General features: G+C 42.0%; 12 protein-coding genes. 10 read left to right on the top strand and 2 right to left on the bottom strand.

Annotated elements, in window-relative coordinates:
- Nucleotides 1-224: 224 nt before the first annotated feature.
- Together EKM76_RS07635 and recA are read left to right on the top strand one after the other, a co-directional pair.
- Nucleotides 225-1,472, top strand: a complete 1,248-nt coding sequence (locus EKM76_RS07635; protein WP_125550097.1) for a competence/damage-inducible protein A — start codon at nt 225-227, stop codon at nt 1,470-1,472.
- A gap of 135 nt (nt 1,473-1,607) precedes the next feature.
- Nucleotides 1,608-2,702, top strand: coding sequence for a recombinase RecA (recA, locus tag EKM76_RS07630; RefSeq protein ID WP_125550096.1), 1,095 nt, complete (start codon nt 1,608-1,610; stop codon nt 2,700-2,702).
- 69 nt (nt 2,703-2,771) lie between these two features.
- Here the strand turns inward: recA and EKM76_RS07625 are convergent, their stop codons facing one another.
- The gene (locus EKM76_RS07625) at nt 2,772-3,428 is read right to left on the bottom strand and encodes a TetR/AcrR family transcriptional regulator (RefSeq protein WP_125550095.1); all 657 of its coding nucleotides are present in this window, start codon (nt 3,426-3,428) and stop codon (nt 2,772-2,774) included.
- 273 nt (nt 3,429-3,701) lie between these two features.
- On the opposite strand from EKM76_RS07625, the gene EKM76_RS07620 reads away from it, so the two are divergent.
- The 4 genes from EKM76_RS07620 to EKM76_RS07605 all read left to right on the top strand — a co-directional run bounded on the left by EKM76_RS07620 (nt 3,702) and on the right by EKM76_RS07605 (nt 10,680).
- Nucleotides 3,702-5,438: an ABC transporter ATP-binding protein gene (locus tag EKM76_RS07620; RefSeq protein ID WP_125550094.1), complete on the top strand. Its 1,737-nt coding sequence runs from the start codon at nt 3,702-3,704 to the stop codon at nt 5,436-5,438.
- 3 nt (nt 5,439-5,441) lie between these two features.
- The gene (locus tag EKM76_RS07615) at nt 5,442-7,538 is read left to right on the top strand and encodes an ABC transporter ATP-binding protein (RefSeq protein WP_125550093.1); all 2,097 of its coding nucleotides are present in this window, start codon (nt 5,442-5,444) and stop codon (nt 7,536-7,538) included.
- Nucleotides 7,539-7,864: 326 nt separating this feature from the next.
- Nucleotides 7,865-9,427, top strand: coding sequence for a ribonuclease Y (rny, locus tag EKM76_RS07610; RefSeq protein WP_125550092.1), 1,563 nt, complete (start codon nt 7,865-7,867; stop codon nt 9,425-9,427).
- A 179-nt stretch (nt 9,428-9,606) separates the two neighbouring features.
- Nucleotides 9,607-10,680, top strand: a complete 1,074-nt coding sequence (locus tag EKM76_RS07605; RefSeq protein WP_125550091.1) for a glycosyltransferase family 4 protein — start codon at nt 9,607-9,609, stop codon at nt 10,678-10,680.
- Here the strand turns inward: EKM76_RS07605 and EKM76_RS07600 are convergent, their stop codons facing one another.
- A complete protein-coding gene (locus tag EKM76_RS07600; protein ID WP_125550090.1) occupies nt 10,681-11,334 on the bottom strand; it encodes a YigZ family protein in 654 nt (217 codons plus the stop codon).
- A gap of 88 nt (nt 11,335-11,422) precedes the next feature.
- On the opposite strand from EKM76_RS07600, the gene EKM76_RS07595 reads away from it, so the two are divergent.
- From EKM76_RS07595 to secA, 4 genes are all read left to right on the top strand, one after another.
- Complete coding sequence (locus EKM76_RS07595; protein WP_225417897.1) at nt 11,423-12,748, top strand: DEAD/DEAH box helicase; 1,326 nt, start codon at nt 11,423-11,425, stop codon at nt 12,746-12,748.
- A complete protein-coding gene (locus tag EKM76_RS07590) occupies nt 12,745-13,425 on the top strand; it encodes a ComF family protein (RefSeq protein ID WP_125550088.1) in 681 nt (226 codons plus the stop codon). The genes EKM76_RS07595 and EKM76_RS07590 overlap by 4 nt, the downstream gene beginning before the upstream one ends.
- A 189-nt stretch (nt 13,426-13,614) precedes the next feature.
- The gene (gene hpf, locus EKM76_RS07585; RefSeq protein WP_125550087.1) at nt 13,615-14,172 is read left to right on the top strand and encodes a ribosome hibernation-promoting factor, HPF/YfiA family; all 558 of its coding nucleotides are present in this window, start codon (nt 13,615-13,617) and stop codon (nt 14,170-14,172) included.
- A gap of 272 nt (nt 14,173-14,444) precedes the next feature.
- Complete coding sequence (gene secA / locus EKM76_RS07580; protein ID WP_125550086.1) at nt 14,445-16,811, top strand: preprotein translocase subunit SecA; 2,367 nt, start codon at nt 14,445-14,447, stop codon at nt 16,809-16,811.
- Nucleotides 16,812-16,825: the final 14 nt, after the last annotated feature.

Raw genomic sequence — 16,825 nt, 5'->3', positions numbered from 1 at the left:
AGTTCATGGGTCTTCATATCCTTTCAAATGACGCTGTAGTGGGTGAAATTTGTGTATGGGGCCTGTGGGCTTTTTTTATTTTACACAAAAATCCTGTTAATAGATTACCACGTTGGTCAATCTATCAACAGGAAAAAGTATAGAGCCGTTTTTTTCGCGAAAAAAGTAGTAAGCTAAAATAGAATCGAACTGGATGACGTATATTAGTATAGGGAGGTTGAATAATGCGAGCAGAAATTATTGCAGTTGGGACGGAAATTCTTTTAGGTGAGATCACCAATACGACCACCCCATTTGTTGCGCGTGAATTAGCTGATTTAGGTATCGATGTTTATTATCAATCGGTCATTGGCGATAATGCGCAACGGCTGACGGCAGCAATCAAGTTAGCTGACAGTCGTAGTGACTTGATTATTTTAACTGGTGGCTTAGGGCCGACCAAGGATGATTTGACTAAGCAAACTTTAGCAGCATATCTTGATGAGCCTTTAGTAGTGGATGAACCAGCAATGGCGTATATTGAGGATTATTTTGCCCGTGCACAACAAACTATGACCGAGAATAATCGCTTGCAGGCAATGCTACCGGCGCACAGCTTACTACTGAAGAACCCAGTTGGAATGGCTGTTGGTGCGCTTTATCAGACGCTGACGCATACCTATATGCTATTGCCAGGCCCGCCAAGTGAATTGGAAGCCATGTTCACTGATTCGGCGCGACCACTGTTGATCGAAAAATTTAAGCAAGCTAACGTACTTGAATCACGAGTCTTGCGCTTTCATGGTATTGGTGAATCCGCATTAGTCACGCAACTTGCCGATTTGATTGATACGCAGACCAACCCAACGATCGCACCTTATGCGAAAACCAATGAAGTAACATTACGGCTGACTGCAGAAGCGACTGATCAAGCAACTGCCAATCAACTATTGGCTGAATTAGAAGCTAAGGTTCAAAGTCGTGTCGGCGATTATTTCTACGGTTATGGCGAACATAATTCACTGGAAAAAGTTGTCGTTGATTTATTGAAACAGCGTGGGCTAACGATTACGGCGGCGGAAAGTCTAACCGCTGGGCTTTTTCAAAGTATGTTGGCTAACGTTAGTGGCGCCTCAAAGGTTTTCAATGGTGGTTTTGTGACCTATTCATTAGCAGAAAAGGCAGAGTTGCTAAAAATTTCGCCGGAATATTTACACAAATATGGTGTTGTTAGCGAGGAAACCGCAATTGCCATGGCGCGGCAGGCTAAAGCGTTGCTCAAAACTGATATTGCCGTTTCCTTTACGGGTGTTGCCGGACCTGATAAACTAGAAGATCAGCCTGCAGGAACGGTTTATATTGGTATTGCGTATCGGGATCAAGTTCCCTTTGCCCGTAAATTTGTTTTTTCACGGACACGTAACTTTGTACGCCAACAAAGTGCTTTGACTGGTTTGGACTTGTTGTATCACCTGTTGGTGGCCGATAAATAGCCGGGAACGTTTGTTCACTTTGCGCTTGCTTTTTAAGAATTATTTCGGTATGATTAATTGCGAAGCGAAATTATGTTCGCTTAATGACTTGAGCTTAAATAAAGATAATAACTGATCATTTAAGGAGGTTCTCACTTGGCTGACGAACGTAAAGCGGCATTAGATAATGCACTAAAAAAGATCGAGAAAAACTTTGGTAAAGGTTCCATTATGCGTCTCGGTGAGAAGGTTGATACACAAGTTTCGACAATTTCGACTGGATCGCTAGCACTTGATGAAGCGTTAGGTGTTGGTGGGTATCCGCGTGGCCGAATCATTGAAGTCTACGGACCAGAAAGTTCTGGTAAAACGACGGTTGCGTTACACGCTGTTGCTGAAGTCCAGAAGCAAGGTGGGACCGCTGCTTACATTGATGCCGAAAATGCAATGGATCCTAAGTATGCATCTAATTTAGGAGTCAATATCGATGATCTGCTATTATCACAACCAGACACTGGTGAACAAGGATTAGAAATTGCTGATGCCTTGGTTTCTAGTGGTGCGATCGATATTGTTGTTGTCGATTCTGTAGCAGCATTAGTACCACGTGCAGAAATCGAAGGCGAAATTGGTGATTCACACGTTGGTTTACAGGCACGCTTGATGTCACAAGCATTGCGTAAGTTATCGGGTTCAATTAATAAAACCAAAACGATTGCGATCTTCATTAATCAGATTCGTGAAAAGGTTGGTATCATGTTTGGTAATCCGGAAACAACGCCTGGTGGCCGAGCTTTGAAGTTTTACGCCACCGTACGCTTAGAAGTTCGCCGTGCTGAGCAAATTAAGGAAGGCACCAACATTATTGGTAACCGCGTCAAGATCAAAGTGGTTAAAAATAAGGTGGCGCCGCCATTTAAAATTGCTTTAGTTGATATTATGTATGGTCAAGGTATTTCGCAAACTGGTGAATTAGTTGATATGGCCGTTGAAAAAGATATCGTGGACAAGAGTGGGTCGTGGTATTCATACAACAAGGACCGAATTGGTCAAGGCCGTGAAAATGCAAAGAATTATCTAGCTGATCATCCAGATGTAATGGCTGAAATCACGCAGAAGGTACGCGAAGCTTATGGTATTGCTAAGCCAACAACAGAAGCCAATAAATCTAAAACCAGCGAAAAAGCTAAAGATAAGACGAAAGATAAAAGCTCAGATAAAGTAAAAGATCCGACTACATTAGATGTTTAATGATCAACTGGAAAAGTGACCTGATTCGTGGGTTGCTTTTTATTTTTTTTTAAAATAGCGGTACAGTCGTTAATGAGTATGCTGCTTGAGACCATCAATAATTAAGTCCAAACCCTTTTCAAATTGTTGCTTAGCTGAAAATTGGTTACGCATTTTAATCGATGCTTGCATATGTTCTAAATGGTGGGTCTGCGCAAGTTCGCGAATTTTTTTGACATGACCAGCTAGATTCTGATCTTGTTGGGTCGTGATTTGTTGGCGAAAACGATTCTCGATCATTAGATCGATCACAAGCCCGGTGAGCAAGAAATCAATCGAGGTCGCGGCAATATGTGCGGTTTGCTCATCAACACCGGCGTTGGTCATAATAGCGATAGTACGGTCAATTAATTGCAGGCGAACCAATGATGAGGGAATGGTTTCGACCATCAAAATCGCTGCTAGCGGATACTGCTCATAGATATCAAAGATGTTGCTAAATAATTGTTTTAATTGCACGGTCCATTCTAATTGTTGATTCGGCAGCTTAACTTGCGCGATTATAGCTTCAGCCATTGCTTGCAATATTTCCTGTTTATTTTTAAAGTGCCAGTAAAGTGTTGATACATCTACCTGTAGATCAGTTGCGACTTTGCGTAGGGAAAAATCGCTGAAAGAATTACTCTTGCCCAGTGTTTTTAGAGCTTGTTCAATAATTTGTTCGCGATCAAGTTTGCGGTGTGCCATGAGGTGGTTCTCCTTTATCTATCACTTTTTACAATAATTATTGTATTGTTTGAAAACCTTTGGTACAATTAGAGCCGCTTTTGTTTTCGAAAGCTGCTTTTTTTGGGTCAGTATCCAACAGTGTTGGAGTATTAATTCATTATAGCTTAATTGTGGTTGAAAAATCAGGGTTAAGTTTGTTTTTCAGAACTAAGCTGGTGTAAATGTGGTCGAAGACGCATTTTTTCTAGCACTCGCGAAATTATTATAAATTGTACATGGAGGATTACTTATATGATGATCAAAGCAATTAGTAAGTATAAAGCGCTGGTTATTGCGGCGCTGCTGACTATGCTGTTACAGGTTGGTGCTGCATTGTGGCAACCGAGTTATATGAAAAACATATTAAGCGTTATGGCTGATACATCACTATCGACAGCGGGGAAAGTTGATAAAATCAGTAATTACGGAATTGCACTAATTGTAATTGCTGTAGTTGGTTTGGTTGGATCAGTTTTGAATACGATCACCGCAGCTAAAATCGCTCAGGTGGTTTCAGCAGATCTGCGTGAAATGACGTTTCGTAAAATCCAAACTTTTTCTTACGCCGATATTGAAAAGCTAAAGTCAGCCAATCTAGTGGTGCGGATGACTAATGATATCAACCAGATTCAAACGTTGATGATGATGATTTTTCAAATATTGATTCGTGTACCGCTATTATTTATCGGTGCCTTTATTTTATCGATCATTACGTTGCCACAATTATGGTGGATCATTGTGGTTATGGTGGTCTTGATCGTCATAGTCACAGGCTTGTCGATGCGTTCGATGGGCCCCCATTTTGGTGCTTTCCAGTCATTAATGGATCGAATTAATTCAATTGCTCGTGATAACTTACGCGGCGCACGAGTAGTGAAATCATTCGTACAAGAAAAAAATCAAGCTAAGAAATTCGATAAAGAATCCGACGACTTGTTGGGCCATAATTTAGCTGTGGGGTATATTTTTTCAACTATGATTCCAGCGTTCACGGTTATTTCTCAATTAGCTGTTTTTGGGGCAATTATGTTTGTTTCCACGTTTATCACTAAGTCACCGTCAACGGCGCAAGATCAATTAGGCGGCATTATGTCCTTTATTCAATATATGATGCAGATCATGTTCGCGATTATTATGGGCGGAATGATGTCAATGTTCGCTTCGCGTGGTTTGGTCTCCATGGGCCGGATCAATGAAGTGCTGAATACAGAACCATCAATGAAATTTGATACAACGGAAGATGAAGCGCTTGATGGCGCCATTGAATTTGATCAGGTTTCTTTTGCCTATCCCGATGATGCAGCACCAACCTTGAAAGATATTAGCTTTCAAATTGATCCTGGTGAAATGGTGGGCGTTGTTGGGGCAACTGGGGCTGGTAAATCGACCTTGGTCCAACTGATTCCGCGGCTGTTTGATCCCACATCCGGTACCGTTAAAGTCGGTGGTAAAGACATTCGCCATGTGTCGCAGGGAACACTGAAACAGACAGTATCGATCGTCTTGCAAAAAGCTATTCTGTTTTCGGGAACGATTGCAGGAAATTTGAAGCAAGGCAAGCAAGATGCCAGTATGGCTGAAATGGACCGTGCAGCTAATATTGCCCAAGCGGCTGAATTTATTAATCGATTGCCAGAAGGCTATAACGCAAACGTTGAAGAGCGCGGTAATAACTTTTCTGGTGGCCAAAAGCAACGACTTTCAATCACACGTGGCATTATTAAGCAACCCAAGATTTTGATCCTCGACGATTCGACCTCAGCGTTAGACGCCCATTCCGAAAAATTGGTTCAAGACGCTTTTAATCGCGAATTAAGTGGGACAACGACGATCATTATCGCCCAGAAGATCTCCTCGGTAGTCCACGCCGATAAAATTTTAGTGCTGGATGAAGGAAAATTGGTAGCCAGCGGCACACATAAAGAACTTGTGGCCAACTCAGAAGTCTACCGCCAGATTTACGCGACTCAGAAGGCACAGGAGGACTAGACGATGAATGATACAACACGTGCAATAAAATTCTTTTATCTTTATTTAAAAAAATATAAGTTCCAATTTTTAGTCATTGCGGTGTTTATCTTTGCCGCAACCTATCTACAAGTGGCGGCACCTGTAGTTATGGGTGATGCGATCACGCATTTAACGACTTACGTCACTGACTTTTTCACTCATCAGCATGCCGACGATGCAATTAAAGCTTTGAAAAAAATTGCCACTGGCGCAGCACAATCACAAGATGCACTGCAAAATATTGCTGCCAAAATGAGTCAAGCAGCAGGGCACAACGTTGATTGGACGACTTTGACCAATAATAATGTGCCACAACAAGTGCTGTCCAGTCTACCTAAAGGCACGACGATCGATAGCTTGCAAAAATTGGCTGATATGCCGTCAAATTGGAAAAGCTTAACTGACGCTAATGTGCCAGCTAGTATCTTATCGTCATTACCAAAAGGGACAACCATCAACAGTTTGCATCAAGTCGCACTGTCTGCCCCTGCTGATAAGGCTAATTTCTATGCATCAATGTGGAAATTGTTTGCCTTTTACGTGATGACTGGGGTCGCGCAGCTGTTATACACGGTATTATTCGCGCGGATCGTGGCGCACTCAACTAACCGGATGCGTAAAGGCCTCTTCGGCAAATTGGAACGCATGACGATCGCGTATTTTGATCGCCATGAAGACGGTGATATTCTCGCTCGTTTCACTTCTGATTTAGATAACATTCAAAATACCTTGAATCAAGCAGCCGTTAACGTTACGACCAACGCTGCCTTGTTCATCGGTGTCTTGATCATGATCTTCCGTCAAAACGTGAGCATGGCCTGGGTCACGGTTTCGACCACGCCAGTTGCTGTTTTGTGCGCGGTAGTGATCATTATTCAAGCCAAAAAGAATACTGATCGCCAGCAAGCTGAAATTGGTGGCCTAAACGCCTACATGGATGAAAAAATTTCCGGTCAAAAAGCGATCATTGTTGAAGGCCAGCAACAAGATGCCATTGACGGCTTCATGGTCCGCAATGATAAGGTACAAAAATCAGTTTTTGGCGCTCAATTATGGTCAGGGATGATCATGCCGCTAATGAATGGTTTTTCACTACTGACTACCGCTTTAGTTATTTTCTTAGGCACACGCATCGCCTTGAACGACAAGTCACTAAGTACCGCTGCTGCATTGGGCTTAGTGGTCACGTTTATTCAATACGCGCAACAATATTACAATCCGATCCAACAAATTTCCGCGTCATTTGGTCAATTACAGTTGGCCGTCACTGGTGCGACCCGCTTAAATGTGATGTTCGATGAACCTGATGAAGTGCGGCCAGAAAATGGGCAGACTTTCAATCAGGTTGACAAAGGAATTCAAATCGAGCACGTTGACTTTGGTTACCTACCGAATAAGCCAATCTTAAAAGACGTTAATATCAGCGTTAATAAAGGTCAAATGGTGGCGCTGGTCGGGCCAACTGGTTCCGGGAAAACCACTATTATGAACTTAATGAATCGTTTTTATGATGTTGATCAAGGGATGATCAAATATGATGGTACCGATATTCGTGAATTTGATTTAGATAGTTTGCGTTCTAAGGTCGGTATCGTGTTGCAGGAGTCCGTGCTATTTTCCGGTACAATTGCCGACAACATTCGCTTTGGTAAGCCAGAAGCTTCAATGGACGATGTGATCACGGTGGCGAAAACCACTCATATCCATGAGTTCATCAATAGCTTGCCCGACAAGTACGAAACCTATGTCGATGACAATAATTCGGTGTTCTCAGTTGGTCAAAAGCAACAGATCTCAATTGCGAGAACTATTCTGACGGATCCGCAAATTTTGATTTTGGATGAGGCGACTTCTAATGTCGATACGGTTACTGAACAACAAATCCAACTAGCAATGGAGGCTGCAATTGCGGGACGGACTTCGTTTGTGATTGCGCATCGCTTAAAAACAATTTTGAATGCTGATAAAATTGTCGTATTGAAAGATGGTCAAGTGATCGAAGAAGGCACACATCATGAATTAGTTGCACAAAATGGTTTTTATGCTGAACTGTACCATAATCAGTTTGTATTTGAATAAATTTACTTTAATATAATAAAAATCTTCAGTAATTGTGCTTCAGCCTAGATTGGCAGAAGCACGGTTGGTGGGGATTTTTTGCTAGCAGCTATCAGGATCAGTGAGTCGATAAATTAAGCGACTATTTTTATGAAACTTCGAAATAGGGACTGATATTGATATTTAAATTCTTATAATTTTTTGCTGCGAGTAGTTCACGACCAATTAATGTTGACAGTCTCTGCTTGCAACTATAAAATGAAGAGTGTGTAAATAATCAAACAATAAACATCTTAATTTTATGCGGTTATCCATATAATCGTTTTTGATGATGCGGAGGTGAAGATATGAGTCTATCTATCGCAATAATCCTCGCAGTCATCATGTTAGTTGTCGGTTTAATCTCAGGCTATGCTGTACGTAAGTCAATTCATGAAAAACAATTGGCTATGGCACACAATACCGCTGATAGCATCCTCGCTGATGCAAAAAAAGAAGCTGAAACTCAGAAAAAAGAGTCACTTCTAGAAGCAAAAGATGAAAATCATCGTTATCGGACTGAGGTTGAAAATGAGTTAAAAGAGCGGCGTGGCGAAGTTCAGAAACAAGAGAATCGAGTCTTACAACGTGAAGAAACACTTGACCGCAAGGATGATACGTTGGACAAAAAAGAACGACTCTTAGAAAAACGTGAGAGCACGCTAAGTAGCAGACAACAACTCATTGATGAGAAGCAGAAGGAAGTATCCTCACTGATTGAACAGCAACAGACCGAATTAGAGCGCGTTGCTGCGTTATCCCAGGAAGATGCCCGCAATATGATCATTTCCCAGACTAAGACTGATTTAGCCGAAGAACGGGCTGTGATGATCAAAGAAAGCGAGGCAGACGCTAAGGAAACAGCAGATCGTACCGCTAAAAGTTTGATTGCCTACGCGATTCAGCGTAGTGCTGCGGATTCAGTATCGGAAACGACAGTCTCTGTCGTTAATTTACCAAATGATGATATGAAAGGTCGCATTATTGGTCGTGAAGGACGTAATATTCGGACTTTAGAGACCTTGACGGGGATCGATTTAATTATCGACGACACACCAGAAGCCGTTATATTAAGTGGTTTTGATCCAGTCCGGCGGGAAATTGCTCGCATGGCGCTGGAGAAACTCATTCAAGATGGCCGTATTCATCCAGCACGGATCGAAGAAATGGTGGAGAAGTCACGCAAAGAAATGGATGAACGAATCCGACAAATTGGTGAACAAGCAATTTTTGATGTCGGTATTCATAATATGCATCCTGATTTAATCAAGATTTTAGGCCGACTTCATTTTAGAACCAGTTATGGTCAGAATGTTTTAAATCATTCGATTGAAGTCGCCAAGCTAGTCGGTGCTTTAGCTGCAGAACTAGGTGAGGATGTAACCTTAGCAAAACGCGCAGGATTATTACACGATATTGGTAAAGCTTTGGATCATGAAGTGGCAGGTTCCCACGTTGAGATCGGTGTGGAGATCGCCCGTAAATATCATGAAAACGAAGTTGTTGTAAATGCAATTGGATCACATCATGGTGACGTTGAACCAACTTCTATAATTGCCGTTTTAGTTGCAGCAGGGGATGCAATCTCAGCTGCACGGCCGGGAGCGCGTTCAGAGTCACTAGAGAATTATATCCATCGTTTAGAGAAACTTGAAGCAATCACCAATGATTTCAAGGGTGTTAAAACAAGTTATGCCATTCAGGCTGGCCGCGAAGTTCGAGTCATTGTTAAGCCTGAGGAGATCAATGATCTACAATCAGTTACATTAGCACATGATATCCGTAATCGAATTGAAGATGAGCTGGAATATCCAGGTCACATTAAAGTAACGGTTATTCGAGAAACACGAACAGTCGAATATGCTAAATAATTAATTAAAAACGGGACGAAGTAGTTCTGCGCTGGCGCTAACTTAGTTGGTGTGAGGCAGTGACACTTCGTTCCGTATTTATTTTTAATCAGTTTTAACGCTAGAACAGAATTTGTGTTTCTGGGCGTGGCTTTGTATAATACATAATAGGGGAATTTGTCGAAAGAGAGAAAAAAACTATGTTTAGAATAATTGTCATGTTTTGTTTGACGATGGTCATTTCTGCTGTCATAACCCCATTTATTCGGCGATTAGCGATTAAAATGGGTGCTGTAGATAAACCAAATGCACGGCGCATTAATAAGGCGGCTATTCCATCAATGGGTGGATTAGGTATTTTTATTACCTTCACTTTCTCAACCTTTGTATTGTTAAGATCACAGTTCCCAACGATGATGTTGTATAGCATCTTTCTTGGTGAGTGTATTATTATTATTACGGGGATTCTTGATGACGTTTTAGAATTAAGTCCTAAACAAAAAATGTTGGGTATTCTTTTAGCAGCTTTAGTGATCTATTATGTTGCGGGCATTCGGATGACCAGTATTTCGATACCATTTATTGGTCATTTTGAATTAGGATTGTGGAGTTTACCGATCACGATCATTTGGATCTTAGCGATCACGAACGCAGTTAATTTGATTGATGGCTTAGATGGCTTGGCGACAGGTGTTTCGATTATTGCATTGTTTACAATGGGCTTGATTGCATGGTTCTTCTTAACAGTTACCGAGGTCGATATACCGATCATGATTTTTGCATTGGTGGCAACTTTGGTCGGTTTTCTACCGCATAATTTTCATCCGGCTAGTGTGTTTTTAGGCGATACTGGTTCTTTGTTTATTGGCTTCATGATTGCTGTATTTTCGCTGGAAGGGTTAAAGAACGTTACTTTTATCTCGATCGTTATTCCGGTGATCATACTAGGTGTTCCAATCACAGATACAGTTTTTGCAATTTTCCGGCGCTTGTTAAATCATAAACCGATTTCACAAGCAGATCGACATCATCTACATCATCGCTTATTAGCAATGGGACTTAATCAGCGTCAAGCAGTGCTGACAATTTACGGAATTGCTTTGGTTTTTTCCTTGATTGCTTTGCTATTTCCGTTATCCACGCGCTGGGGTTCAATCTTGCTGATTGTGGCTTTGCTATTCGGGCTAGAAATCTTTGTTGAGGAAATTGGCTTAGTTGGTAGTCATTGGCAGCCGCTATTAAAGTTTATTCGTCGACTAGTTAAACACCTCTGATCAGTTATGATCAGAGGTGTTTTTTAGTTCTGTTTCAAAATATTGTTGTTGGCCTAGCTTAAAGCTAACTTGGCCATTTAGTAATTCAGTTAAGTCAGTTTTAACGGCGGCGATTTCACTTTCATTAACCATCAAAGTGAAGGTGACATCAGCCAAGTAGTCAGTGTTGGCAACCGTGATCACCTGTTGTTCTAAGTAGTGTTCTAAGCTACCAATTTGGGCATAGCTGATGGTGACGAGTAAGGCTTGTTGCAGACGGCCGACCACCAAGCCGATTGCCGTTACAGCCTGCGACACTGAGTGACTGTAAGCACGAATTAAACCACCGGCACCAAGTTTAGTTCCGCCAAAATAGCGCGTAGTCACCGCAACAACGTTTTTAAGCTGTTTGCGGCGTAATACTTCAAGCATCGGGACACCTGCTGTACCAGCGGGTTCACCATCATCAAGGGCGTGCTGATGTTCGTCACGCTCACCAATAATATAGGCACTGCAATTGTGATTTGCCTTGTAGTGCTTTTTTTTGCATGCAGCAATAAAGGTTTGCGCAGCGGCTTCACTATCGACACGTGCTAATTGGCAAATGAAACGTGATTTTTTAATTTCAATTTCGTGTTCGCCAGCGGTCTTAATTGTCATGTAGTGTGTTAACAAAATAAAACACCTCCTAAAATAATTTACCGTTTTTGGCGTAGTTTAAAGATAGACGTGTTTATAAAGCAACCTAAAAGTAGGTGATAGGATCAAATTATCTGAATTATATGGTCGCCAGCAAATCGTGACGGCGGCTGAATTGGCTACTATGAATAATATACCACACCTGCAGCGACGCTCGGCGATGACGGAAATAAGTACCAATTGGCTACGCTGTACACGTTGTGGTAGTCGTCAGCTTAAACAACAAGTGCAATTGGCGGATGGCCGTTATTATTGTCCTGACTGTCTCTTATTAGGACGAATCTGTGCTGATGATTATTTAGTTGATCTAGCTGAGCCAAATGATTTTCCCCGAAAAGTGCAGCCATTAACTTGGACAGGAAAATTAACAGAGGCACAGAAGACCGCGGCAACCATGATTCAACAACATTTTATTCAACGGCAGGATCATTTATTGTGGGCGGTCACTGGCGCAGGCAAAACAGAAATGCTTTTTCCAGGGATCGCTTGGGCACTGAAGCAGGGTTTACGAGTGGGAATTGCTTCGCCACGCGTTGATGTTTGCTTGGAATTAATGCCGCGGTTGCAAGTTGCCTTCGCTGATACACCGATCATGCTACTGCACGGTCGGCAGAATGAACCTTACCAATACACGCAGCTGGTTTTGTGTACGACCCATCAGTTATTACGTTTCTATCATGCCTTCGATGTGTTGATCATTGATGAAGTCGATGCTTTTCCCTATGCACAAAATCCACAGTTAGCTTTTGCGACACAACAAGCAGTGAAAATAGATGGGGCACGCTTATTTTTAACGGCTACACCAAGTCGACTATTATTGCAGCAGGTGCGGCAGGGCAATTTAGCGCTAAGTTACTTACCGCGGCGTTATCATGGCTATCCGTTACCACAACCTAAAGTTCGTTTATGTTTTAAATGGCAACAACAACTAAGACAGCGACGTTTGCCTAACTTACTACAACACTTGCTGACCACCAAAATAAGCCAACAACAACGTTTTTTATTGTTTGTACCACGAATTGAATTATTAAGTGTAATCGCACCAATTTTATGGGAACAGTTTCCAGATCTAAAGTTTGCTGTGGTTCATGCGGCTGACTCACAACGGTTGGTAAAGGTTCAACAAATGCGGCAAAAGTATTTGGATTGTTTGGTCACCACCACAATTTTGGAGCGCGGTGTGACTTTTCCAGGTATTGATGTCATTGTCTTAGGCGCCGATGATGCCGTTTTTTCAGCGGCTGCGTTAGTACAAATGGCGGGCCGAGTTGGTCGCTCAGCTGCACAGCCGACGGGCGCAGTAGATTTTATTTGTGCTGGGTTAAGTCGTGGGGTTAAATGTGCTTGCCAACAAATTAAGCAAGTTAATCGGAAAGCAGGATTTAAATGAATTGTTTATTGTGTCAGCAATCGTTTAGTCAGGCGTTGACTTTAGCTGATCTATTGTATTGGCGACCGTTACTAACCGAACGAATCTGTAGTCATTGTCAACGTAAGTTACAACCGATCACAATCGCTTGTCCGGAGTGCGGTCGAGCACAAAATAAGTGTGAATATTGTCGTGATTGTCAGCGTTGGTTGCGGACTCAGCCCGACCAAGAGCTGCATAATCATGCCCTCTTTGTTTATAATGCAGTGTTACAGGATTTTTTCAAGCGGTATAAAAGTTTGGGTGATTACCGCCTACGCCAGGCATTTAACGCTGACTGTCAGCGCTGGTTCAGACAGCATCCCGCCGATGTTTATATCCCGATTCCAACCGATACTGACAGTTATACTCGCCGTGGCTTTAATCCGGTGGTGGGACTTTATGCACCTTGTGTGCCGTTAACTAATTGTTTAAAAAAACGACCACAACCGATCAAGCAAGCACATAAAAAGCGCCAGGCGCGTTTGCGGACGCCACAATTATTTTATTTTACTGGTGATGCTGCTCAATTAAGTGGTAAAAGAATTTTGTTGTTGGATGATATTTATACAACTGGCCGTACCATGCGTCACGCGCAGGCTTGCTTGAAAATGGCTGTGCCAAATTGTCAGGTGAACACGTTTACTTTAGCGCGTTAAGTGAATCTAACAACTGTTTTGATTGTCAATTAGACCGCTTTCTATTATAATTAGGGCATAAGCAAGGAAGTGGAGCAAAATCTTACGTGCACGTTTTTTCACACCCAGCATGTGCGCTAAGCTATAGCCGATTTTTGCTTCACCTATTTTTGCCAATGGCAAACTTGCAAGTGAAAGGGGAGAAGTTCTATGCTTAATTACAATGTCCGTGGAGAAAATATCGAGGTAACCGCAGCGATTCGGAGTTACGTTGAAAAACGGTTAGGTAAATTAGAAAAATACTTTACTAATACTGCCGAATCTAATGCCCATGTTAACCTCAAGGTTTATTCCGATAAGACAGCGAAGGTCGAAGTTACAATTCCATTACCATACTTAACCTTGCGCGCAGAAGAAACTTCACCAGATCTATATGCGAGCGTTGACCTCGTAACGGATAAGTTAGAACGCCAAATCCGGAAGTTCAAAACTAAAATTAACCGTAAATCACGTGAAAAGGGAATTCGTGATTTCAATTTAACGGCACCGACAACTGAAGAAGCTAATGATAGCAAGGAAGAAAAATTAGATGTTGTACGGACCAAACAAGTTAGTTTGAAACCAATGGACAGCGAAGAAGCAATTTTACAAATGGATATGTTAGGCCATAATTTCTTTATTTTTGAAGATGCTGAAACTAATGGGACTAGCATTGTCTACAAACGTCGTGATGGTCGTTACGGTTTGATCGAAACCGACGAACAATAAACAATAATGACTTAAGGCTGGATTATCTCAAATGAGGTAGTTCAGCTTTTTTTACGTTATGGCTTCAATGTGTTAAAGTTGTTTGCAGAGTTTTAAATTAATGCTAAACTTGAAGTAATGTTTTTTTATGAATAATGGGATGAAAAGTATTTAAATTATATCCTTAATGGTTGCTTTTCAGTGTACGTTCAGTTAATTTAGAAATTATAACGAAGTTGAAGCCACGTTGTTTCAACCTCCATTGTCGACATTTGACAAGAAGGGAATTAGTCATGGCAAATATTTTAAGAAATTGGGTTGAAAGCGATAAGCGCGAAGTTAAACGGATGGGCAGAATTGCCGATCAAGTTGAAGCGCTTGCTGACGATATGGCGGCCCTTTCTGATGAAGAATTACAGGCAAAAACGCCGGAGCTTAAAGAACGTTTAGCTAAGGGCGAAACCTTAGATGAAATTTTACCTGCCGCTTTTGCAGTTGCACGTGAAGGTGCTAAACGGGTGCTTGGTCTGTATCCGTTCCGGGTACAGATCATTGGTGGGATCACGTTACATGAAGGTAATATTGCCGAGATGCGTACCGGTGAAGGTAAAACTTTGACGGCGACGATGCCGGTTTATTTGAACGCATTAGAGGGTAAAGGCGTGCACGTTGTTACCGTCAATGAATACTTATCTAGTCGTGATGCAACGGAAATGGGCGAATTGTATAACTGGCTAGGACTATCAGTTGGTTTGAACTTGAACTCATTGAGTGCTGAAGAAAAGCGGGCGGCTTATCAGGCGGATATTACTTATTCGACTAACAGTGAACTTGGTTTTGATTATTTACGTGATAACATGGTGGTCTATAAGGAACAAATGTCACAACGACCATTGAATTATGGGATCGTCGATGAAGTTGATTCAATTTTGATCGATGAATCACGGACACCATTGATCATTTCTGGGCAAGCGGAAAAATCGACTGCGTTGTACATTCGAACGGATCGTTTTGTTAAAACCTTGAAGGAAGAGGAAGACTACAAAATTGATCTGCAAACGAAAACGGTTAGTTTAACTGAACAAGGCATCCGTAAGGCGGAAGCTAATTTTGGTTTAGACAACTTGTATGATGCAGACAATATGGCGTTGACCCATCATTTGGATCAAGCTTTACGCGCTAACTATATTATGCTATTGGATATTGATTATGTGGTGCAAGATGACAAGATCATGATCGTTGATTCTTTCACTGGTCGAGTTATGGAAGGCCGGCGTTATTCGGATGGCTTACATCAAGCGATTGAAGCTAAAGAAGCCGTTGAAATTCAAGATGAGACTAAAACTATGGCCAACATCACCTATCAGAACTTTTTCCGGATGTATAATAAATTAGCCGGTATGACTGGGACGGCTAAAACGGAACAAGAAGAATTCCGGGAAATTTATAACATGCAAGTTATTACGATTCCAACTAACCGGCCAATCGCCCGAATCGATCATCCCGATGTTTTGTATCCTACCTTGCAGAGTAAATTTAATGCGGTCGTAGCCGATATTAAGCAGCGCCATGAAAAGGGCCAGCCAATGTTGGTTGGGACCGTGGCCGTGGAAACATCAGAATTATTATCACAATTATTGGATCGTGAACATATTCCCCACATGGTTTTGAACGCTAAAAACCATTTTAAAGAAGCAGAGATCATCATGAACGCTGGTCAGCGTGGCGGTGTGACGATTGCAACCAATATGGCTGGCCGGGGGACTGATATCAAATTAGGACCTGGTGTGAAGGAAGTCGGTGGCCTCTGTGTCATCGGGACTGAACGGCATGAGTCACGACGGATCGATAACCAGTTACGGGGTCGTGCTGGGCGACAAGGTGATCCTGGTGAAACGCAATTTTATCTATCACTGGAAGACACGTTGATGCGCCGTTTTGGTTCTGATCGGATCAAGGCTTTATTAGATCGAATGAAGGTCGCTGATGATGATGCAGTGATTCAAAGCCGAATGATCACACGGCAGGTAGAATCAGCGCAGAAGCGAGTTGAAGGGAATAACTACGATACGCGTAAAAACACCTTGCAATACGATGATGTTATGCGTGAACAACGTGAAGTTATTTACTCACAACGGATGCAAGTTATTGATAGCACTGAATCCTTGAAGTATGTCCTAACACCAATGATCGAGCGGACAATTAAACGGATGGTGGATTCACATACTCAAGGTGAGCAAAAAGATTGGGACCTGCAAGCCATTTATGATTTTGCAATTGGGTCAATGGTGCCGGAAGAAAGTATTTCGATCGAGAATGATTTTGCTGGTAAAACAAGCCAACAAATCAGCGATTATTTACTGGGCCGCGCCAATGACGTCTACGAGGAAAAGAAGAAACAATTATACGATGATGCACAAATGCTAGAATTTGAAAAAGTAGTCATCTTACGAGTTGTTGATTCGCGGTGGACTGATCATATTGATACAATGGATCAAATTCGCCAATCGATCGGCTTGCGCGGATATGGGCAGTTGAATCCATTGGTTGAATACCAATCTGAAGGCTATCGCTTATTTGAAGAAATGATCGCCGATATCGATTTTGATGTTACCCGGTTATTCATGAAGGCAGAAATTCGTCAAAATATCCGTCGATAAAAAAGAGTGTGCAA

Source organism: Loigolactobacillus zhaoyuanensis (genome assembly GCF_003946385.1).
In the GTDB taxonomy this organism is placed as follows: Bacteria; Bacillota; Bacilli; order Lactobacillales; family Lactobacillaceae; genus Loigolactobacillus; species Loigolactobacillus zhaoyuanensis.
The sequence above is the reverse complement of the archived record's forward strand: the minus strand, read 5'-3'. Positions and strand labels throughout refer to the sequence as shown.